Raw genomic sequence first — 21,276 nt, forward strand, 5'->3', positions numbered from 1 at the left:
CGCTCCTTGTCACTGGGGCGGGTTGCCGTGTTTGCGGACGGCCAGGTCGGCGTGCTTGGTGCGCAGCACGCGGAGGGACTCGATGAGCACGTGGCGGGTCCCGGCGGGGTCGATGACGTCGTCGAGGAGGCCGCGTTCGGCGGCGTGGTACGGATGCATCAGCTCGGCCTTGTACTCCTTGACGAGCTGGCGGCGGGTGGCCTCGGGGTCGTCGGCCGACTGGATACGGCGCCGGAAGACGACGTTGGCGGCACCCTCCGCGCCCATCACCGCGATCTCGTTGGACGGCCAGGCGTAGGAGAGGTCGGCGCCGACCGAGCGGGAGTCCATGACGATGTAGGCGCCGCCGTACGCCTTGCGGAGGATCAGTGAGATCCGCGGGACGGTGGCGTTGCAGTAGGCGTAGAGGAGCTTGGCGCCACGCCGGATGATCCCGTTGTGCTCCTGGTCCACGCCGGGAAGGAAGCCGGGTACATCGACCAGGGTGACCAATGGAATGTTGAAGGCGTCGCACATCTGGACGAAGCGGGCAGCCTTTTCGCTGGCGTCGATGTCGAGGACTCCGGCGAGGACCAGGGGCTGGTTGGCGACGATCCCCACGACCTGGCCGCCCAGGCGGGCGAGGGCGACGATCACGTTGGCCGCCCAGCGTTCGTGGACCTCCAGGTACTCGCCGTCGTCGACGATCTCCTCGATGACCCGCCGCATGTCGTACGGGCGGTGCCCGCCGGCGGGGACGAGGTCGAGGAGGGAGTCGCAGGAGCGGTCCGGGGGATCCTCGGGGAGGCCGGCGGGGGCGGTCTCCCGGTTGTTCTGCGGAAGCAGGGAGAGGAGGAAGCGGACCTCCTCCAGGCAGGTCTCCTCGTCGTCGTAGGCGAAGTGCGCGACTCCCGACACCTCGGCGTGCACGTCCGCGCCGCCGAGGCCGCCCAGGGTGACCTTCTCGCCGGTGACCGTCTGGACCACGTCGGGTCCCGTGATGAACATCTGTGAGGTCTCACGGACCATGAAGACGAAGTCGGTGAGGGCCGGGGAGTACGCGGCGCCGCCGGCGCAGGGCCCGAGCATCACGCTGATCTGCGGGATCACCCCGGAGGCGCGTGCGTTGCGGCGGAAGATGCCGCCGTAGCCGGAGAGCGCGGTGACGCCTTCCTGGATACGGGCGCCCGCGCCGTCGTTGAGGGAGACGAGCGGGGCGCCGGCGGCGAGGGCGCGGTCCATGATGCGGTGGATCTTCTCGGCGTGGGCCTCGCCGAGGGCGCCGCCGAAGATGCGGAAGTCATGGGCGTACACGAAGACCGTACGTCCGTGGACCGTGCCCCACCCGGTGACGACTCCGTCGGTGTGGGGCCTGCGGTCCTCCAGGCCGAATCCGGTCGCCCGGTGCCGGCGCAGCGGCTCGACCTCGTTGAACGTGCCGTCGTCCAGGAGGAGTCCGATGCGTTCGCGGGCCGTGAGTTTGCCCTTGGCGTGCTGGGCGGCCGTCGCCTTCTCGCCGGGGCCCTGCCGGATCTGTTCGCGCAGCGCGCGGAGTTGGGCGACCCGTCCCCTGATGTCCGGGGCGGCGGCCTCGTCGGCGCTCACGGCGCGAGCGGCGCGACGGGATCGCCGGCCGTGAGGAGATGCGGGACCGAGGGGTGCGTGCCGAGCGCGGGGGCACCCTCGCGGGCGTCCATCGACCAGTTCAGCAGGGCGATGCCGAGACTCATGCCGCCGCCGAACGCGGCGAGTACGACCAGGTCGCCGGGCTCCGCCGCTCCCCCGCGGTGCATCTCGGCGAGGGTGACGGGCACGGACGCGGCACCGGTGTTGGCGTAGCGCTCCAGCGTGAGGTGGAGGGCCGCGCGGCGCAGGCCGAGGCCGGGCCAGAGTTCGGCGAGCATGATGCCGTTGGCCTGGTGCGGGACGAAGTGCCGTACGGCGTCGGCGGGGACGGCGGCGTGGCGCAGCAGCCGGTCCGTCTCGTACGGGAGCGTACGGGTGACGAAGTCGCGTACGCCCCGGCCGTCCATGCGGAAGTAGTGGTCGCCGTCGGTCAGTGTCCGCGGCGAGGAGGGGCGGCGGCTGCCGCCCGCGGTGACCTCGATGAGCCGGTGGGCGTCGCCTCGGGAGACGAGGGAGATCTCCCGCAGGCCGAGGCCGGGCGCGACGGGGCCGAGGACCGTCGCGCCGGCGCCGTCCCCGAAGAGTGCGGCCGTACGGCGGTCGGTGTAGTCGAGGATGCGGGAGTAGACGTCGGCGCCGATGACCAGTCCGTGACGGGGTGCGCCGTCGGCGGCTCCGGCCAGCAGCTTCTGCACGGCCTTGAGGGCGTACACGAATCCGCTGCACACCGCGTTGACGTCGAAGGCGGCTGCGTGGACGGCGCCGATGCGGTGCTGGACGAGGGCTGCGGTGGCCGGTTGCGGATGGTCGGGCGTGGAGGTGGCGACGACGACGTAGGCCAGCCGGTCGGCCGTCAGGCCCGCGCTCCGCAGGGCGCGCACGGCCGCCGCGGCGGCCAGGTCCGAGGTGGCCTCGTGCGGAGCGGCGCGGCGCCGCTCGCGGATTCCGGTCTTGCGGACGATCCACTCGTCGGTCACACCGGCACCGTGCCCGATCTCCGCGTTGCTGATGATGGCCTCGGGCAGGTACGAGCCCACTCCGATGATGCCGATGGACTGCACGATTCCTCCTCGGGCGGCGGCGAGCCACGAGTTAACTCACCGGGCGTTGAAATCATCGCAGAGCGCCTTGACAAATTCAACACCGAAAGAGTTCACTTGAGCATGAATTAATGGCCGGCTGGCAGTCCGACCCTCGCGACGGACCCGCCCCGAACCGGCCGACACGTCGTACGACATGGGGAGTTGCCGTCATGACCGCCAGCAGCGCAGAGACCGCGGCCGAGACCCTGGCCGAGGCGACCGAGGCCCTGATCTCCGCGGGCCGTTCCCTCTTCACGGAGTTCGGCTACCGGCAGACCGACTTCCCTCGGCTGGCGGAGAAGGCCGGCCTGCCCGAGGCGTTCGCCCGCGAGCTCCTCCCGGACAAGGCGGCGGTCTTCGGCGCCCTGATCGAGCGGACCGCCCGGGTGGCCGGAATCCTGCGCCCGGCGGTGAGCGAGGGCCTCGACGACGATCTGCCCGCGCGGCTCGCCCGCACCTACCTGGCACTGTGGGAGCCCAACGAGGAGGACTCCCCGCTGATCGAGCTGTACCGGGTCGCGCTCTCCGACCGGGAGGCCTCCCACATCATGCGCGAACGCTTCACCAAGGCCCTCAACGGACAGGTCGACCATGAACTGGCGGGCGGGGAAGCCGGATTGCGCACGGCGCTCTTCGGGGCGCAGCTCGGCGGAGTAGCCTTCGTGCGGCACCTCATGAGGGTGGACGCCGTCGCCGCGGCGGATCTGGACACGGTGATCCGGACGATCTCGCCGGGACTGCGGCGGACCCTGCTCGGGAGCGACGGCGAGCAGTGACCGCGAACCCGGCGGTGGACAGCGCACGGCCGAGAGCCGGCAGTCCCGCCAACAGGCGGACATCTTCCCGCCGTTGACGGAGCTGTCGTTGATCGAGGCTGCCCGTGGATGGAATTCCTGGGGGACCGCCTGCTAGGATAGTTTTCACTACCCAGTGAATTACTCGCTCACAGAACCCCCGAAGTGCAGTGATCCCATGACACCCAGTCGCGCAGACGGTTCGTCCACCCCCGCCCGTAAGCCCGCTCCCCCTCGACGGGCCCCCTCCCCGGCAGCGAAGAAGCCACGCCCGGTGCGCGCGCGCAGCGGACGCCGGCCCGGGGACAGCGGCACCCGTGAGCAGATCCTGGAGTCCGCTCTCCAGCTCTTCGCCGACCGCGGATACGCCCGCACGACCATCCGCGCGATCGCGGAGGACGCCCAGGTGGATCCGGCGCTGGTGCACCACTTCTTCGACAACAAGGAAGGAGTGTTCGACGCCGCGGTCAACTCACCGCTGAGCGTCGCCTCCATCTTCGACGAACTGCCGCCGTCCCTGGAGGGCGACGTCACCTCGGAGGCACCTTGGCTGGCCCGGACCTATCTGTCCTTCTGGGAGAGCGACGAGACCCGGTACGGCATGACCGCCATCTACCGGGCCGGCCTCGCCGACAGCGCCACGTCGGAGACGCTCCGCGCCAGGGTGGAGGAGTCCACCATGAAGTGGGCGGCGACCTCCGGGTACAAGGACCGGCCGGACGCCGAGACCCGCGCCGCCCTGGCGTCGGGCCACCTGGTCGGCCTCGCCCTCATGCGCTACGTGCTCAAGATCCAACCGCTGGCCTCCATGGACTTCGAGGAATTCCTCGCCTGGGTCGTCCCGGCCCTTGAGCTTCGCCTGTCCGCCGAGCTGGAGCCCCGCAGGGCGGGGACACAGGCCTGACCCTCGCCCGGCGGGCTCTCGCCCGCACGGGCGGGAGCCGGTGCGGGCGGGAGCCGGTGCGGGCGGGAGCCGGTGCGGGCGGGAGCCGGTGCGGGCGGGAGCCGGTGCGGGCGGGAGCCGGTGCGGGCGTTCGGGAAGCTCGGCACCTTCGGATCGCTCTCGCCCGCACGGGCGGGAGCCGGTGACTTCGGGCCGGAGTCACCGGCTCGCCCCGAGGCCATCGCCCCGGAGGGCCGGGGCAGAAGGCACCGCATCGCGCTCGCTTCACCCCCAGGGGTGCCAGACGGCTCTTATGCCGAACAGGGAGACCCCGGGGCCGGCGGCGAACAGCAGGCCGTGGGCACCTTCGGCCGGCAACTTGGCGAAGGTGCGCTCCAGTACGTCGAGCACCGATACCGACCCCAGATTGCCCAGTTCCTGCATCGAGTCGCGAGCGAGGTCGATCATCGCGGGCTCGCAGCCCAGGCCGCTGACGATGGCGTCCAGAATCCTGGGGCCCCCGGTGTGCGAGACGAGGAACCTCGGCGCGGGATCCGTTCCGGGCGGTGCGGTCCGCGCCAGCCAGTCAAGGAGCGGCGGCATCGCGCCTTCGATCACATGCCGCAGCTGGGGCGAGTTGAAGGCGTGCAGTCCGTCGCCGGCCACCCGGCTGCCCACGAGGCCGTGACTCCCGGGATGCAGGTACTCCCAGGAGTCGGTGAGTTCCATGTGGGGACCCTCGGCCTCGGTACGCACCACACAGGCACCCGCCGCGTCGCCGAACAGCCCCTTCAGAATCATGCCGTCCAGGGCGGAATCACCCCGGTGCAGGTAGTGGCTGAACACGTCGGAGCAGACCACCAGGATCGTTGACCCCGGCCGGGCGGTCACCAGTTCCATCGCGCGGACGAGGCCGAACACCCCGCCCGCACACCCAACTTGCGCTATCGGTATGCGGCGGACCGCGGGAGGCAGGTCGAGCCTCTCCATCAGGAAGACGTCGAGCCCCGGCATCGTGTGCCCCGTGGCGCTGAGGACGATCAGGCCGTCGATGTCGTCCGCGGTGAGCCCCGTTTCGAAGAGCGCTCCGCGTGCGGCCTTCTCCGCCAGTTCCAGGCTGTCCAGCAGATGCAGGCGGGTCCGTTCCGCGAGCGGGAGGTCGGGGTCGAACTGCTGCCGGAGCGGCCTGGAGTACCAGCGCGTGCGCACGGTGGTGGACCTGATGACGCGCCGGGCCGCGGCGAGGCCGGGGTCTCCCGGGTACAACTCCGTGATGCGGTCGAGCAGTTCGTCGGTGGTCACCTGATGGCGAGGCAGGGACACGACGGGGGCGCTGACGACGGGCATGGGACCTCCAGAGGCTTGGACAGTTGCCGAACCGAGAACGAGCCCGTTCCGAGGGGCGCGATGCCGCCCCTTGCCCGAGCCCGATGACGGCCGCCGGTACGTTCGACAGCTCGCGCCATGGAAGTCTGCGCACGCGAGACACCCACCAGGCGCCTGCCCCGTGCTCCCCCGTCGGGGGCTCTGTACAACGCGGATGAAGAACGTCGAGCTCGATGGCACATGACGATCTGAAGCGTGGTGCGGGGTCGCCCGTCTTGAGAGCGCGCTGCGAACGGTGGGGTGCCGGGCATGGTCCGGGACACGTCTGTCGGCGCTTCCCAGGGGGCCCAGGAGCGGCCCCGGCGGGTAAAACCAACGCGACCGTACGCCAGCCGAGTTGATGCCAGCAAGCCCCTATTTCAACAAGCGTGGAATCCACAGGAAGACCGTCCCACCTTCAACTTTTCCTCGCGCCCACGACTCCGTCCCGCGCCTCCGGAGACCTCATATCAACAAGCATTGAAATCATCGACCGTTGAGTTTATTGTCGGTCTGTGTGAACTGTCCACGCCCACACCGAGGAAGGCCCGAACGCCATGCACCCACCGGCGCAGCACCGTGCGGACACCGACCCCTGGGTGGAGCGCGCGGCCTGCCGTGACGCCGACCCCGAGACCTTCTTTCCGCCCGCCGGAGGAACGGACGACGAACGGGACGCGGTGGCGAAGCGGCTGTGCGCCGGCTGCCCCGTGTCCCGGCAGTGCCTGGACGAGGCGCTCCTGAACGGCGAGAGCACCGGCATCTGGGGCGGCCTCGACGTCCGCGAACGCCGGGAGCTGCTCCGGGTCGCCGGCACCCTCGGCGCGATCAGCCCCGAGCTGGCCGCGTTCCTGGCCGACGGCGGACGACGGATCAGTCCGGAGGCACGGCAGCGCCCGGCGTACGTCTGGTTCCTGCGACACCACGGCTGGAGTCCCCAACGGATCTGCCGAACGCTGGGATTGACCCACGGGCAGGTGCAACAGGCCTGGCGGACAGCCGAGTCGGCCTCGCCCTACGCCCGCATTCACGAGTCGCACCCGCTCGGGGCCCCTACGCACAGAACCCGCAGGCGCCGGTCCGGAGCGCTCGCCGCCGACCGCGGCCCGGCCTCATGACCGCCCTCGCCCTCGCCGGACCCCGCTGCCCGGCGCGGCCGGTGACCACCGACGACGGTGCCGAGATCGCCGTCTACGAGCACGGTGATCCCGATGCGCCGGTGACCGTACTGCTGTGTCACGGCTGGACGATGTCCGCCCAGGACTGGCGGCCGCACATCGACGCGCTGACCCGCCCCCGTCAGGGATTCCCCGCGGTCCGCGCGATCAGCTACGACCAGCGCGGGCACGGGCGTTCGACGCGCGGCGCCGGGACGCTCGACATGGCGCTGCTCGGCCGGGACCTGGGCCGGGTGCTGGCCGAGGCCACCCGGGACGACGTCCCGGTGGTGGTCCTGGGCCACTCCATGGGGGGCATGGCCATCCAGCAGCTCGCGGCCCACCGGCCCGCCCTGTTCGGGGACCGGGTGCGAGGCGTCGGCCTGATCTCGACCTGTCTGAGCGAGGTGGCCGAAGGACTGACCGTCCCCGCCGACCGGCCGGGCGCGGCCGTACGGCGGCTGTCCCAGGCCCGTCGGCACCTCGCCGACGGGCTGCTGCGCTCACCGCGCTCGGCCAGGACCGTGCACCGGCTGCTCACCGGTCCGCTGTCCCATCCCCACACCGCGCCTCTGTGGCGCGCGGTGTTCGGGGCGGGCCCTCACACCGAGTCGGTCCGCGAGGGCGCCCGCGCCTTCCGGGACATTCCCGCGATGGCCATCGCCGAGTTCTACGCCGCGCTGACCACCCACGACTGCGCGGGCCGCCTCGGCGCGCTCGCCCAGGTGCCCACCCGGATCCTGGTCGGCGCCCTGGACTGCGTCACCCCGCCCGCGCAGGCGCGCCGACTCGCCGACGACATCCCCGGGGCCGTACTGCAGACGGTTCCCGGCCAAGGTCACGACCTGCCCTACGAACGGCCCGTACTCGTCGTGGAGACCGTGCACACGCTCCTGCGCGAGATGCCACGGCGCCGGACCGGCGGGTTCGCCCTCGCCGCCCCGGCCGCGCTGTGAACCGGCCCGCGCCCACCGGACCGACCGGTGAACCGCCTCTGCGCGCGGATGTCCTGACGGCCCGACGAGTCGTCGTCAAGGTGGGCTCCTCCTCACTCACCACCGCCGCGGGCGGGCTCGATTCGGACCGGGTGGACGCCCTCGTGGACGTTCTCGCGCGAGCGCGTTCGGCCGGGACCGAGGTCGTCCTCGTCTCCTCGGGCGCGATCGCCGCGGGACTCGCACCGCTGGGTCTCGACGAGCGCCCGCGCGACCTCGCCAGACAGCAGGCCGCGGCCTGCGTCGGCCAGGGCCTGCTCGTCGCCCGCTACACCGCCTCCTTCGCCCGCTACGGGCTGCGGGTCGGCCAGGTCCTGCTCACCGCGGACGACATCAGCCGCCGCGCCCACTACCGCAACGCCTACCGCGCGCTCGCCCAGGTTCTCGCGATGGGCGCCGTGCCCGTGGTCAACGAGAACGACACGGTCGCGACGGCGGAGATCAGGTTCGGTGACAACGACCGGCTCGCCGCGCTGGTCGCCCATCTCGTCCGGGCCGATCTGCTGGTCCTCCTCTCGGACGTCGACGGCCTCTACGACGGCGACCCCGGCCGGCCCGAATCGCGGCGGCTGCGTGAGGTGCGCGGCCGACAGGATCTGGCGGGCGTGGAGATCGGCAGCACCGGAAGCTCGGGGGTCGGCACCGGGGGCATGGTGACCAAGGTGGAGGCCGCCCGTATCGCCACCGACGCCGGAATCCCCGTCGTCCTCACGGCGGCCCGGCACGCCACCGACGCCCTCGCGGGCCGCGAGACCGGGACGTTCTTCCACCGCACCGGAGAGCGGTCCGCCGACCATCTGCTCTGGCTGGAGCACGCGAGCAGCCCGCGCGGCGCGGTACGGCTCACCCCGCACGCCGTACGGATCATCGCCCAGCGCCGGGGGCCGCTGCTCGCGGCCGGGGTCATCCGCGTCGACGGGGACTTCGTCGCCGGCGATCCGGTTGAGCTGACGGACGAGACGGGCCGGGTGGTCGCACGCGGCCTGGCCGGCCTCGACGCGCGTGAACTCCCCCGGTTGCAGGGCCACTCGACGCGCGAGGTGGTGCACCAGGACGACCTGGTACGGCTGATCGTCCCCGCCGACGCCCCGGCCGGCGCCCCGGTCCCACCCGCACCGGCTGCAACGGCCACCCCGCCAGCCACAGCCCGTGTCAGCATCAGGATCCGCACAGCGGAGGAGTACGCGCGAGCGGGCACCGGCGACGACCGGCCGACCCGGTGAACGGGCCTGCCCGTGAGAGCTCCGAAGGCCGGGGCGGGCCGGGGCGGGGCGGCTGCCGCCGACGGGGCTGGTGCAGGTGCGGTGGCCGGACCCTTCCCGTGGCGGGGCGGTGACCGGACCCTTCGCCTGGCGGGCGTGTCCGGGCCCTTCGCCTGGGGGCCGTGGCCCTATCGCTGCGATGCCGGACCCCTCCCGTGGCGAGGCGATGGCCGAACCCATCCCTGGCGGGCGGTGACCGGACCCTTCGCCTGGCGGGCGGTGGCCCGATCGCTGCGGTGGCTGGCCCCCTCCCGTGGCGGGGCGTGGCCGAACCCATCCCTGGCGGGCGGTGACCGGATCGCTCGGGTGCCGGTCCGGTTGGCGGACCGCTCCCGGGCAGGCGGCGTCCGGGGCACCACGGTGCCCCGGACGCCGTCCCCGTGCGGCCCCTGAGAGGTGCGAGGTCGCCCGGCCGGGGAGGGAGCACCCGGCCGGGCGCGGCCTAACCCCTTACAGGGACCTAGTCGATGCCGCGGACGATGTGGAACTCGGCCGGATCGTCGTCGACCCCGGCCAGTCCCAGCCAGGGGCGCCCCACGGCCACGGCCGACCGTTCCCGCGGCGGCTCCTCCTCGTACAGCAGCCGACCGGACGGCTCCGTCGCCGTGATGATGCGTACGTACATGACCGGACCTCCTGATCTAGGCGAGCGGGGCGGCGGCTCCGCCCCGGATGTGCCCGTCGCCCACGAGGACGTACTTGGTGGTGGTCAGCGCGGTGAGCCCCATCGGGCCGCGCGCGTGCAGTTTCTGGGTGGAGATGCCGAGTTCGGTGCCGAGACCGATCTCCCCGCCGTCGGCGAACCGGGTGGAGGCGTTCACCGCGACCACCGCTGTGTCCAGGGCCGCGACGAAGCGGCGGGCGGCGCTCTGTGAGTCGGTGACGATCGCCTCGGTGTGTCCCGTGCCGTACGCGCGGATGTGGTCGACGGCTGTGTCCAGCGAGTCGACCACGGCGGCCGCGAGATCCAGGGAGAGGTACTCGCATGCCCAGTCCTCGTCGGTGGCGGGCACCACGGCGGGGTGGAAGGACCGCACCCCCGCGTCACCGTGCACGGTCACCCCGTGAGCGGTCAGCGCGGACAGGGCGCGGGGCAGGAAGGCGTGCGCGACGGCCTCGTGGACGAGCAGCGACTCGGCTGCGTTGCAGACCGACGGACGCTGCGTCTTGGCGTTCAGCAGGATCGCCAACGCCTTGTCCAGGTCGGCGTGTTGGTCGACGTAGACATGGCAGTTGCCGACGCCCGTCTCGATGACCGGGACCGCCGAGTCGCGCACGGTGGCCTGGATGAGGTCGTGGCCGCCGCGCGGGACGAGAACGTCCACCAGGCCCCGCAGGGACATGAGTTCGCGCACGGAGGCATGGGTGACGCCGGGCACGAGCTGGACGGCGTCGACGGGCACGTCGGTGTCCGCGAGGGCCTCGCGGATCACCTGGACGAGGACCCCGTTGGTGTGCCGGGCGGTCGAAGAGCCCCGAAGCAGGGCCGCGTTGCCGCTCTTGAGACAGAGCGCCGCGGCGTCGACGGTGACGTTCGGACGGCCCTCGTAGATCATGCCGACGACGCCCAGGGGCACCCGGATCCGGCGCACCTCAAGGCCGTTGGGCATGACGGATCCGTTCGCGACCTCGCCGACCGGATCGGGCTCGTCGGCCAGGGACCCTACCGTCCGCGCCAGCGCCGCGAGCTGATCCGCCGAGACGGCGAGCCGGTCCAGCACGGTCGTGGACCGTCCGGCCGCGCTGGCGGCGTCCACGTCCTGCCGGTTCGCCGCGAGGATCCGCCACGAACTCGCCGCCAGATGGCGGGCGACGGCCATGAGCGCGGTGTTCCGCTCGGCGCCGGTCGTCGTGGACAGCCGGGTGGCGGCGGCACGAGCCGCCAGCGCCGCCTCCCGGACGGTGGACGCGTCCGCGATGGACGCGAAATCACTCACGGCGGCTGCCGTTCGGCAGGCCGCGCTCACCGGTGCCGCGGTGACGTCGGCCGTTCGGCTGCCAGGAGTCGCGGGACCGGCCGTGCCGGCTCGGGGCTCGGTGGGGTGGGCCGTACCGGCGGGCGGGGAGCCGCCGGGCGTAGCGGCGGGTCGGGTGCACGGATCGGCGGCAGGTGGGGAGCCGGGCGGGGCTTCGGGCGGGGAGCCGGGCAGGGTGGCCCGTGCGGGCCCGGTCATCGGTCGGCTCCGTCCGGTGGGGTGGACTCCGGTCCTTCGGACGGCGCCGGGCTGAGGGCCCGGAACACCTCGGCGCAGCCGGTCAGTTCCGCCAGCATGGCCCAGCCGAGGTTGTCGGCGGCCGAGGTCCGGTCGGGGTCTGTCATCATCTGCTTCCTCCTTCGGTCGGGCCGCCGGCCGTCCGCCGCCCGGGTGCGGGCCATCAGCCGTAGACCCGGAATCCGGCGCCGGACTTGCGTCCCGCGCGGCCGGCGGCGACCAGGTGCCCGAGCAGGGGCGCGGGGACGGTACGGGGATGACGGTCCGCGTCGTGCAGGACGTGCTGGATGCTCAGCGAGATGTCGAGGCCGATGATGTCGAGCAGCTCGAAGGGGCCGAGCGGGTAGCCGCAGCCCCGCTTCATCACGTCGTCGATCTCGTCGGTGTCCGCGTAGTGACTCTCCGTCAGACGGACCGCGCTGTTGAGGTACGGGAAGAGCAGCGCGTTGACGATGAAGCCGGGGCGGTCCATGCACCGCACCGGGTGCTTGCCCAACGAGCGGCACAGCTCCTTGGCGGTGTCCGCGTGTTGGGGCGACGTCGCCAGCGAGGGGATCACCTCGACGAGCCGCATGAGGGGTGCCGGGTTGAAGAAGTGCAGCCCGATCACGTCCTCGGGGCGCCCGGAGGCCAGACCGCATTCGATCACGGGCAGGCTGGAGGTGGTGGTGGCGAGCAGGGCACCGGGACGGCAGAGTCCGCCCAGTGTGCGAAAGAGCCGCTTCTTCACGTCCAGGTCTTCGGCGATGGCCTCGATCACCAGGTCGCAGTCGGCCAGCTGGTCCAGATCTCCGGTCGGGGCCAGCCGCTCCAGGGCGGCCTCACGATCGGCCTCGGTCAGCTTGCCTCGTCGTACGGCGCGGGCCGTCGACGTGGCGACCGCCTCCCAGGCGGACTTGGCGCGTTCGTCCGTGCGGCCGACCAGCACGGTGGTGATGCCGCCCTTGGCGAAGACCTCCGCGATGCCGGTGGCCATGGTGCCGGTCCCGACGATGCCGACGCTGCGGACGGCGCGGTCCGTCGTCGCGGCGGGCGAGGCCGGCTCGGGTGCGGGCGTCCTTCCGTCGGCTCCCCGGTAGTCGTAGAAGCCGCGTCCCGACTTGCGGCCGAGGAGTCCCGCGAGCGACATGTGCCTCAGCCTGCGGGCGGGTTGGAACGCGGACTCGCCCGAGCGGGCGGCGAGGACGTCGAGGATGTCGCAGGCGGTGTCCGTGCCGATCAGGTCGAGCAGTTCGAGCGGCCCGAGCGGGAGTCCGCAGCCGTAGCGCATCGCGGCGTCGATGTCGTCGCGTCCGGCGAGCCGCTGGTCGTACATCGTGACGGCCTGGTTGAGGAAGCCGAAGAGCAGCGCGGCGGAGATCAGTCCGGCCCGGTCGCCTACGGTGACCTGGGCCAGACCGATGCCTTCGACGAGCCCTCGGACCTGGCGGAGGGCGGCGTCGTCGGTCATCACGGTCCGGCCGATCTCCGCGAGGCCCGCGGTGGGCAGGGCGAGATGGAGGCCGACGAGCCGGTCGGGCCGCCCAGAGGCGGCCGCGAGGCCGGTGAGCGAGAGGGCTGCCGCGCTGCAGGCCAGAACGGTCCCGGCCGGGCACGCCGCGTCGAGGGCGCTCAGCACCTCGGCCTTCGTGTCGCGTCGCTCGGGCACCGCCTCCAGCACGGTTGCGGCCGGGGCGAGTTCCTCCCAGCCGGTGACGAGACGGACGCGCCCGCGCGCCTCGGGGGTCAGGTCGAGGAGCTGCCGCAGCCGCTCCTCGGCCCGCTCACCGGGGTCGAGGGCGAGAACCGGGTGTCCGGCTGCCGCGGCCCGGATGGCGAACGCGGCGCCGATGGCCCCGAGGCCGACCACGCCCACCGTGTCGCGCGGGGCGCTCATGCGGCGATCCCGTTCAGTGAGGGCGCGCTCTTCTCGGTCCGGGGTGTGCGGAAGCGGTTGATGGCACTCTCGTGGCGGGCGCGGAACTCGGGGGCCGTGACACCGAGTCCCTCGGCCGGCGCCAGGCAGCGGACGCCGACCTTGCCGTGGTGTTCGTTGCGGTGGATCGACTCGACGGCCCTGGCCACCTCGTCGAGGGCGTACGTCCGTGACAGGGTCGGATGGATCCTGCCCTTGACGATCAGACGGTTGGCCTCCCAGGCCTCGCGGTAGTTGGCGCAGTGCGAGCCGACGATCCGCTTCAGGCTCATCCAGAGGTAGCGGTTGTCGTACTCGTGGGTGTAGCCGGCCGTGGAGGCACACGTGACGATGGTGCCGCCCTTGCGGGTGACGTAGACGGACGCGCCGAAGGTCTCCCGGCCCGGGTGCTCGAAGACGATGTCCACGTCCTCGCCGCCGGTCAACTCGCGTATGCGGGAACCGAATCGGCGCCACTCCTTGGGGTCCTGGGTGTGCGGGTCCTGCCAGAAGCGGTAGCCCTCCTCCTTGCGGTCGATGATCAGTTCCGCTCCCAGTTCGCGGGCGAGCGCGGCCTTCTCGGGCGAGGAGACGACACAGATGGGGTTGGCGCCGCCGGCCAGGGCGAGCTGTGTGGCGTACGAGCCGAGTCCGCCGACAGCGCCCCAGACGAGGACGTTGTCGCCCTGCTTCATGCCCGCGCCGTTGCGGGTGACGAGCTGGCGGTACGCGGTGGAGTTGACCAGTCCGGGCGAGGCGGCCTCCTCCCAGGTGAGGTGTTCGGCCTTCGGGAGCAGTTGCGTCGACTTGACCAGGGCGAGCTGGGCGAGTCCTCCGTAGTTGGTCTCGTAGCCCCAGATGCGCTGCTCGGGGTCGAGCATCGGATCGCCATGGCCCTCGGCGTGCTCCAGTTCGACCGAGACGCAGTGCGCCACGACGCGTTCGCCGACCCCCCAACGTCGCACGCCGGCACCGCACTTGAGAACCACGCCGGACAGGTCGGAGCCGATGACGTGATACGGCTGATCATGCCGGGCGGCGAGACCGCCGAGGCGCGCGTAGCGGCGCAGTGCCGCGAAGGTGGGCACCGGCGAGAACAGGGCGCTCCAGACGGTGTTGTAGTTCACGGCGCTGGCCATGACGGCCACCAGCACCTCGCCCGGGCCCGGTTCGGGCGTCGGCACCTCCTGGACGTGGAGGGAGTCCGCGGGGCGCCGGTCGCGCAGCTCGACGCCCTCGAACATGCCCACCTCCTCCTTGTGGAGGACGGCGGCCCGGAAGGACTCGGGAACCCCCAGGGCCGTCACATCGGCCGGCGTCGAGTCCGGGGACTCGATCACCTCCACCAGTTCGCGCATGGTCAGGCACCACCTTCCGCGGTTCACACTCGACAAAAAAACTCAACACATAGTGAACTCAACAAGGAGGGAGTTTTGCATGAAGCGGCGACCCGGACAAGCCCCGAACCCCGAGCAGCGCAAGGACCCCGCGCCGGCCGGACCCAAGCGCCACAAGGGCTCCACTTCGGCCAGACCCCGAACACCACAAGCGCTCCACTTCGGCCGGGCCCCGAACACCACAAGGGCCCGCTCCAGCCGAATCCCGAGCCACACAAGGACTCCACTCCAGAGCGAGGCGGACCCGACGGGTCGTTCCGCCCTCCACGCGGAGACCTTCGCGCGTCACCCCCGACCCCTCCGGGACACCCCCCGCGCACCCCTTGACTTCGGGGTGGACATCCGGTCGACGCCCCTTGTGTGAGCGCCGCCCCGCATGCAAAACTCATCATCGGTTGAGTTCAACAGTGAGTGAATTAAGTTCAATGTCCGACGAGTTTCGATGCCGGAGGAGATGCCGTGACGCATCCGCACGCAGCCGAAGCACTGCAGGCCACCGCGATCGCCGGGATCGCCGGAATCCTGATCGCGGGTACGGCCCTCGCCCACCTCGCCCGACGCGTACGCCAGCCCGCCGTCATCGGCGAGATCACGGCTGGAATCCTGTTGGGCCCAAGTCTGCTGGGGCTGCTGCCGGGGAACCCGACGCAGCGCCTGTTTCCCGACGAGGTGCGCCCCTTACTCTCGATGGTCGCCCAACTCGGGCTCCTGCTCTTCATGTTCACCGTGGGATGGGAACTCGACTGGACGACCATGCAACGCCAGAAGAGTTCCGTCGCCGGAGTCACGGCGGGGAGCATCCTGGCCCCGATGGTGCTCGGCATCGGAGTCGCCGCTCTCATCTACCACAACCACTCGCACGTCAACAGCGAGAAGGTGCCCTTCAGTTCGTTCGGTCTCTATCTCGGCGTCAGCATGTCGATCACCGCGTTCCCGGTGCTCGCCCGCATCCTCAAGGACAACAACCTCAGCCGCACGAAGATCGGCGCGCTCGCGCTCACCAGCGCGGCCTTCGGTGACGTACTGGCCTGGTGCCTGCTGGCCGGAGTGGTCGCCGTCGTCACCGCGTCCGGGCCCTCCGGGTTCACCGACACCCTCTGGATGTCCGCCGGTTACGGGGCCACGATGGTCGTGGTCGTCCGCCCGCTGCTCGCCCGGGGTGTCGCCTCGATATCGAGGCGCGGCACGGGTGCCCATCTGGCGACGCTGGTCACGGCGGGCCTGCTGCTCTCCGCGTACACCACCTCGAAGATCGGTATCCATCCCATCTTCGGCGCCTTCGCCTTCGGTCTGGTCATGCCCCGCAAGCCGGAGGCACTGCTGGAGGAGAGGATGCTGCGCCCCCTGCAGCACGCCGGTGAACTGATGCTGCCCGTCTACTTCATCGTCACCGGGCTCTCGGTCGACGTCGCGGCCATGTCGCCGGCCGCCTGGGGCGAGCTGTGCCTGATCCTCGCCGCGGCCATCGTCGGCAAGCTGCTCGGCGCCGGGCTGCCGGCCAAGTCCTTCGGCCTCGGCTGGAAGGAGTCGACGGGGGTCGGCGTACTGATGAACACCCGGGGCCTGACCGAGCTGATCATCCTCGGCGTCGGACTCAGTCTGGGGGTGCTCGACCAGACCCTGTTCACCGAGATGGTCCTGATGGCGCTGATCACCACGGCCATGACCGGCCCCCTCCTCCCCCTTCTCTTCCCCCGCTCCCGGATGGATCTCGTCGCGGGCCGGGCGAAGGCCTCCGCCCTCCTCCGTATCCCCGAACCCGCGGGCGAGCAGTCCTCGGACCTCGCCGGATAGCCGGGAAGAGGCCGCACACGCGGCCTGCCGCGCCCGCGCCGCGGCACCACACCCCCCTTCGTCGCTCGGCAACCGCGGTCGAAGCGACGCCCAGACAAGGAGATGGCCCTGGTGCACCCCGTCATCAGCACTCTTTCCCGCGTCTTCGACATGCCGTCGGAGTTCATCGGCAACGAGATGCGATTACGCGCCGTGGCCAGCTGGGACGACCTCACCGCCGTGGAGCTCCAGGTCCACCTGGAGCACGAGCTGGGCACCACCCTTGACGACCATCTGATCGAACACATCGACTCCGTAGGCCAGTTGCGCGCCTTCTACGACGAACGGCTCGCCGAACTCGGCCGCTTCAAGGCTCCGGCGGACGCCTCGGCCATCGCCCCCGCGCTGCCGGGCCCGCTGTCGCCGTCCGGCGAACAGCGGCTGACCGACATCTCCGACGTGATCGTGGGCGACACGGCGATCTCCGAGGTGGATCCGGCCCGCGGCCGGCTCGCCTACCGGGGTTACCCCATCGAGGAGTTGATCGGCCGGGTGACCTTCGAGGAGGTCGTCCATCTGCTGATCCGCGGCTGGCTGCCGGACACGGAGGAGCTGAGCGCCTTCAAGGCCCGGCTCGCCGTCGCCCGTGACCTGCCGCCCATGGTCGCGACGAACCTCGTCCTGAACGCCAACTCCACCACGTCGTCCGTGCTGCGCACCGCGGTTCCCGCACTCGGCGTCGCCGCGGAGGCGAACGCCGACCCGGCCGCCCACATCGACCTGCGCGAGCGCCTGGTCGCACGGATCCCCACGATCTTCGCGACCCAGCAGGCGGCGCGCGCCGGACGGCGCATGCCGGGCCCCGCGCCCGAGCTGTCGCACGCCGAGAACATCCTCCACATGCTGGGGCTGCCCCGCGATCCCGAGCGCGTACGCCTCGTCGACCTGTGCCTGATCCTCCAGGCCGAACACGGCTGCAACGCCTCGGCGTTCGCCGCCCGGGTCGCCGCGGGCACCGGCGCCGACACCTTCGCCGCCATCACCGTCGCACTCGCCACCTTCACCGGACCGCTGCACGGCGGCGCCGCCCACCAGGTCATCGACCTGGCCCGCCAGGGCGGCAGCCCGGACGCCACGGCCGCCTATCTGCGCGGCCGCGCCGACCAGGCCTCCGCCGCCCGGACGCGCCCCGTCCCGCACGCCGAGGAGGACCCCAGAGTGCGACCCCTGCGCGAGGCGGCCCGCCGGTTCAACGCGGTCCCCGGAGGCGACCGCATCTTCCAGGTCCTGGACGCCGTGCGGGCCGCGGCCCACCCGTCGAAGGGCCCACGCCCCTACCTGACCGTGGACTGCTACGCGGCCGCGATCTACCACCTGCTCGGCATGCCCTCCGACCTGTTCGTCCCCATGTTCGCGGCGGCCCGGGTGCCGGGCTGGCTGGCCCACGTCGAGGAGCAGCGCGCCCGGCAAGGACGCATCCATCCCCGGCTGCGCTACGTCGGACCGCGCAACCTGCACCACTCCCCCGAGCAGAGCTGACCAGCGATCCGTTGTGGGAGGGCGCCCCCTTCCCCGTACCCCAGGAGCAGATGTGGAGTTCGGCTGGAACGAGGGTCAACAGGCCCGCTACGACAAGGTGTTCGACGCGACCAGGGCCGCTTTTCCCACCCCGCCCGGGGCGGGGCACGGCTTCTACTCCCGCAAGGACTGGCTGCGGCTCGGCGAGATCGGCATGCTCGGGTCCTGCCTGCCCGCGGAATTCGGCGGCCAGGACCTCGGCGCGCTCGACACCGCACGGATGGTGGAGGCAGTGGGTCGTGGCTGCGCCGACACGGGTCTGGTGTTCGGCGCGGCGGCGCACACCTTCGCCTGCGCCGTGCCGATCGACCGCTTCGGCACCGCGTCCGTACGCCGCCGGCTGCTGCCCGAACTCGCCTCGGGGCGGCTGATCGCGGGCAACGCGATGACCGAGCCGGAGGCGGGCTCGGACTCCTCCCGGCTCGGCACCGTCGCCACACCCACCGACGGAGGGTACGTCCTCAACGGCACCAAGAGCTTCGTCTCCAACGGACCGGTGGCCGACGTCTACGTCACGTACGCGACCGTCGATCCGAAGGCGGGCTTCCTCGGAGTCACCGGCCTGGTCGTCGACCGGAACACGCCCGGGGTCGTCGTGGGCAGGCCCTACGAGAAGATGGGCCTGCACTCCTGTCCGGCGGGCCCGGTCACGTTCGAGGACTGCTTCGTTCCCGAGGAGCGGGTCCTCGGCGGCGCCGGTGCGGGCGCGGCCATCTTCCAGCACTCCATGGGCTGGGAGCGCGCCTGCCTCTTCGCCCTCTACACCGGTCTCCTCGACCGGCTCCTGGAGCAGTGCGTGACGCACGCCCGGGAGCGCCGCCAGTTCGGCCACAGGATCGGCGAGTTCCAGTCGGTGTCCAACCGGATCGCCGACATGAAGCTGCGCCTGGAGAGCGCCCGGCTGCTGCTGTACCGGGCCTGCTGGTCGATGGACCGGGGCGACCCCTCCGTGCTCGCGATCGCCCTGTCGAAGCTGGCGGTGTCCGAGGGTGTGCTGGCCTCCGCCGCCGACGCGGTCCGGATCTTCGGGGGCCGCGGCTATCTGCGCGAGGACGGCATCGAGGCCGCGCTCCGCGACGCCGTGCCGAGCACGATCTTCTCGGGAACCTCGGACATCCAGCGTCAGTTGATAGTGAAGGAGATGGGCCTGTGAGGCTCCACCAGCTCGTCATCGACTCCGCCCGGCGAGCCCCTGACTCCCCAGCCGTGCGCTCGTCCCAGGGGGTGGTCAGCTACCGGGAGCTGGACGACCTCGCCGACCGGTACGCGGCCGCGCTGCACCGCCGCGGGGTCCGCCCCGGCGACCGGGTCGTGATGTGGACGCACAAGACGGTGGACGCCGTCGCCCTCATGCAGGGCGCCCTGCGCGTCGGCGCGATCTACGCACCGGTCAGCGCCAACAACCCGGCCGCCCGCGTCCGTCGTATCGCCGCCGGCTGCACACCCGCCCTGGTGGTGGCGGACAGCGACGGGATCCGCCGCGCCACGGAGGCAGGCTGGGACGACAGCTTTCCGCTGGTCTCCTTCGCCGAGGTGCGCGAGGAGGCACCGGCCGCGGACGCCCCGGCACCGTACGCCAACGAGCCCGACGAGCCGGCGTACATCCTCTACACCTCGGGGTCGACCGGGGAGCCGAAGGGCGTCTGCATCAGCCACCGCAACGCCCTGTCCTTCATCCGATGGGCCGCCGACGAGTTGGCCGTCACCGCGAAGGACCGGCTGTCCAACCACGCGCCGTTCAACTTCGACCTCTCCGTCTTCGACCTGTACGCCACCTTCCTGGCCGGCGCCTCGGTCGTCCTGATTCCCGAGGGGCTCGCCTACGACCCCTCCCAGCTGGGCACGTTGATGCGCCGGGAGCGGATCACCGTCTGGTACTCCGTGCCGTCGGCGCTGGTGCTCATGATGCAGCGCGGCGAGCTGCTGGCCGGGGAGCCGCCGGCCGATCTACGGGTGTGCGTCTTCGCCGGTGAGCCGTTCCCGATCCAGCAGGTCCACGAGCTGCGCAAGGCATGGCCGGACGTACGGCTGCTCAACTGGTACGGGCCGACCGAGACCAATGTGTGCACCAGTTACGAGGTCACCGACCGCGATCTGGGCAGCACCCGTCCACTGCCGATCGGCACCGCCGTCAGCGGCGACCGGATCCGGATCCACCCGCCGCGCGAGCGGGAGGGCGAGATCGTGGTGAGCGGTCCGACGGTGATGCTCGGCTACTGGGGCCAGGAGCCGCAGAAGGGCGCGTACTTCACCGGTGACATCGGCCGGATGGGGCCCGACGGCATGGTGGAGTACGTGGGCCGGCGCGACCACATGGTCAAGGTGCGCGGGCATCGCATCGAGCTGGGTGACATCGAGGCGGTGGTCGCGGCCAACCCCAAGGTGACCTCGGCGGCCTGTGTCGTGGTGGGCGAGGGTCTCGACGCGAAGATCCACGCCGTCGTCGTTCCGGATGGACCCCAGGGCCCGGGGCTGCTCGAACTCAAGCGGGACTGCGCCGACCGGCTGCCGCTCTACATGGTGGTCGACGTGGTCCACTCGGTACCCGAACTGCCCCTGACCGACAATGGCAAGACGGACCGTCAGGCGCTGCTGAAGCAGATCGCCTCCGTCGACGGTCCGTGAGCCGGGGCGACGGACGGCCCATGTATCCGATGACATACATCCGGTGAACCCCGATGAACTCCGCGGCCCTGACCCGCCTCGGCATCAGAGACGAGGACCTGCCCATGTCCGAACGATTCACCACCCCCGAGAGCCTGTTGGACCAGGTGGACCTGCACACCTTCCGTTCCGTGATGGGTTCCCTGCCGACCGGGGTGAGTGTCGTCACCAGCATCACCGGCGATGGTGAGCCACGCGGTCTCACCTGCAGCGCGGTGTGCAGTGTGTCGGCCTCCCCACCACTGCTGCTGGTCTGCGTCAAGCAGCCGAGCGCCACCCTCGAAGCGATTCACCAGAGCTCGGTCTTCGCGGTGAACTTCCTCTCGGCCGGAATGACCGAGACCGCCCGCACGTTCGCGTCGCCGGTGCCCGAGCGGTTCGCGGACGTCCCCTGGACCGCGGGGAAGCGCACCGGCGCGCCCCTGCTGGACACCACCGTCGCCTACGCGGAGTGCATCCTGACGAGCAGTCATCTGGCGGGCGACCACCAGGTATTGATCGGTCGCCTGGTGCACGGCGACGTCTCGACCGCTCACACTCCGCTCGCCTACTGGCGGGCCCAGTTCTCCGAGGTGCGGGCCCACCCCGCCGGCTGAGACGTCCGCGCGTGCCGC

Annotated in this window: 17 protein-coding genes and 1 pseudogene; 10 read left to right on the forward strand and 8 right to left on the reverse strand. The window is 71.6% G+C overall.

Annotated elements, in window-relative coordinates:
* Positions 1-9: 9 nt before the first annotated feature.
* Positions 10-1,584, reverse strand: a complete 1,575-nt coding sequence (locus tag ACFYW8_RS40815; protein ID WP_389091241.1) for an acyl-CoA carboxylase subunit beta — start codon at positions 1,582-1,584, stop codon at positions 10-12.
* Entirely contained in the window at positions 1,581-2,666 is a 1,086-nt protein-coding gene (locus tag ACFYW8_RS40820) for a 3-oxoacyl-ACP synthase III family protein (RefSeq protein ID WP_389091245.1), read from the reverse strand. The genes ACFYW8_RS40815 and ACFYW8_RS40820 overlap by 4 nt, the downstream gene beginning before the upstream one ends.
* A 191-nt stretch (positions 2,667-2,857) precedes the next feature.
* Here ACFYW8_RS40820 and ACFYW8_RS40825 point away from each other — a divergent pair, with 191 nt between their 5' ends.
* Both ACFYW8_RS40825 and ACFYW8_RS40830 read left to right on the forward strand, forming a co-directional pair.
* Positions 2,858-3,463: a hypothetical protein gene (locus ACFYW8_RS40825; protein ID WP_389091248.1), complete on the forward strand. Its 606-nt coding sequence runs from the start codon at positions 2,858-2,860 to the stop codon at positions 3,461-3,463.
* A gap of 292 nt (positions 3,464-3,755) precedes the next feature.
* The gene (locus tag ACFYW8_RS40830; RefSeq protein ID WP_389091250.1) at positions 3,756-4,385 is read left to right on the forward strand and encodes a TetR family transcriptional regulator; all 630 of its coding nucleotides are present in this window, start codon (positions 3,756-3,758) and stop codon (positions 4,383-4,385) included.
* Between the two features lie 264 nt (positions 4,386-4,649).
* Here ACFYW8_RS40830 and ACFYW8_RS40835 read toward each other — a convergent pair whose 3' ends face one another.
* Positions 4,650-5,711, reverse strand: coding sequence for a PhlD (locus ACFYW8_RS40835; protein WP_389091253.1), 1,062 nt, complete (start codon positions 5,709-5,711; stop codon positions 4,650-4,652).
* Positions 5,712-6,286: 575 nt separating this feature from the next.
* On the opposite strand from ACFYW8_RS40835, the pseudogene ACFYW8_RS40840 reads away from it, so the two are divergent.
* The 3 genes and pseudogenes from ACFYW8_RS40840 to proB form a co-directional block, all read left to right on the forward strand.
* Positions 6,287-6,541 (forward strand): annotated as a pseudogene (locus ACFYW8_RS40840) (WhiB family transcriptional regulator); the annotation flags it as partial.
* Between the two features lie 302 nt (positions 6,542-6,843).
* Entirely contained in the window at positions 6,844-7,842 is a 999-nt protein-coding gene (locus tag ACFYW8_RS40845) for an alpha/beta fold hydrolase (protein ID WP_389091256.1), read from the forward strand.
* Positions 7,839-9,104, forward strand: a complete 1,266-nt coding sequence (gene proB, locus ACFYW8_RS40850) for a glutamate 5-kinase (RefSeq protein WP_389091260.1) — start codon at positions 7,839-7,841, stop codon at positions 9,102-9,104. The genes ACFYW8_RS40845 and proB overlap by 4 nt, the downstream gene beginning before the upstream one ends.
* A 499-nt stretch (positions 9,105-9,603) precedes the next feature.
* Here proB and ACFYW8_RS40855 read toward each other — a convergent pair whose 3' ends face one another.
* The 5 genes from ACFYW8_RS40855 to ccrA form a co-directional block, all read right to left on the reverse strand.
* Positions 9,604-9,768: a hypothetical protein gene (locus tag ACFYW8_RS40855; protein WP_365881010.1), complete on the reverse strand. Its 165-nt coding sequence runs from the start codon at positions 9,766-9,768 to the stop codon at positions 9,604-9,606.
* 16 nt (positions 9,769-9,784) lie between these two features.
* Positions 9,785-11,080, reverse strand: coding sequence for a glutamate-5-semialdehyde dehydrogenase (locus tag ACFYW8_RS40860; protein ID WP_389091264.1), 1,296 nt, complete (start codon positions 11,078-11,080; stop codon positions 9,785-9,787).
* A gap of 233 nt (positions 11,081-11,313) precedes the next feature.
* Positions 11,314-11,466, reverse strand: a complete 153-nt coding sequence (locus tag ACFYW8_RS40865; protein ID WP_389091269.1) for a hypothetical protein — start codon at positions 11,464-11,466, stop codon at positions 11,314-11,316.
* Positions 11,467-11,519: 53 nt separating this feature from the next.
* Entirely contained in the window at positions 11,520-13,232 is a 1,713-nt protein-coding gene (locus tag ACFYW8_RS40870) for a 3-hydroxyacyl-CoA dehydrogenase family protein (protein ID WP_389091273.1), read from the reverse strand.
* Complete coding sequence (ccrA, locus tag ACFYW8_RS40875) at positions 13,229-14,608, reverse strand: crotonyl-CoA carboxylase/reductase (protein ID WP_389091276.1); 1,380 nt, start codon at positions 14,606-14,608, stop codon at positions 13,229-13,231. The genes ACFYW8_RS40870 and ccrA overlap by 4 nt, the downstream gene beginning before the upstream one ends.
* 498 nt (positions 14,609-15,106) lie before the next feature.
* On the opposite strand from ccrA, the gene ACFYW8_RS40880 reads away from it, so the two are divergent.
* The 5 genes from ACFYW8_RS40880 (at position 15,107) to ACFYW8_RS40900 (ending at position 21,258) form a co-directional block, all read left to right on the forward strand.
* Positions 15,107-16,441, forward strand: coding sequence for a cation:proton antiporter (locus tag ACFYW8_RS40880; protein ID WP_365881002.1), 1,335 nt, complete (start codon positions 15,107-15,109; stop codon positions 16,439-16,441).
* A gap of 102 nt (positions 16,442-16,543) precedes the next feature.
* On the forward strand, positions 16,544-17,959 hold the full coding sequence (locus tag ACFYW8_RS40885; RefSeq protein ID WP_389091284.1) for a citrate/2-methylcitrate synthase: 1,416 nt from the start codon (positions 16,544-16,546) through the stop codon (positions 17,957-17,959).
* A gap of 52 nt (positions 17,960-18,011) precedes the next feature.
* Positions 18,012-19,151, forward strand: a complete 1,140-nt coding sequence (locus tag ACFYW8_RS40890; RefSeq protein ID WP_389091287.1) for an acyl-CoA dehydrogenase family protein — start codon at positions 18,012-18,014, stop codon at positions 19,149-19,151.
* Positions 19,148-20,623, forward strand: coding sequence for an amino acid adenylation domain-containing protein (locus tag ACFYW8_RS40895; RefSeq protein ID WP_389091291.1), 1,476 nt, complete (start codon positions 19,148-19,150; stop codon positions 20,621-20,623). The genes ACFYW8_RS40890 and ACFYW8_RS40895 overlap by 4 nt, the downstream gene beginning before the upstream one ends.
* 104 nt (positions 20,624-20,727) lie before the next feature.
* A complete protein-coding gene (locus ACFYW8_RS40900; protein ID WP_389091295.1) occupies positions 20,728-21,258 on the forward strand; it encodes a flavin reductase family protein in 531 nt (176 codons plus the stop codon).
* Positions 21,259-21,276: the final 18 nt, after the last annotated feature.

The sequence above is a fragment of the Streptomyces sp. NPDC002742 genome (genome assembly GCF_042888885.1).
Classification (GTDB): Bacteria; Actinomycetota; Actinomycetes; order Streptomycetales; family Streptomycetaceae; genus Streptomyces.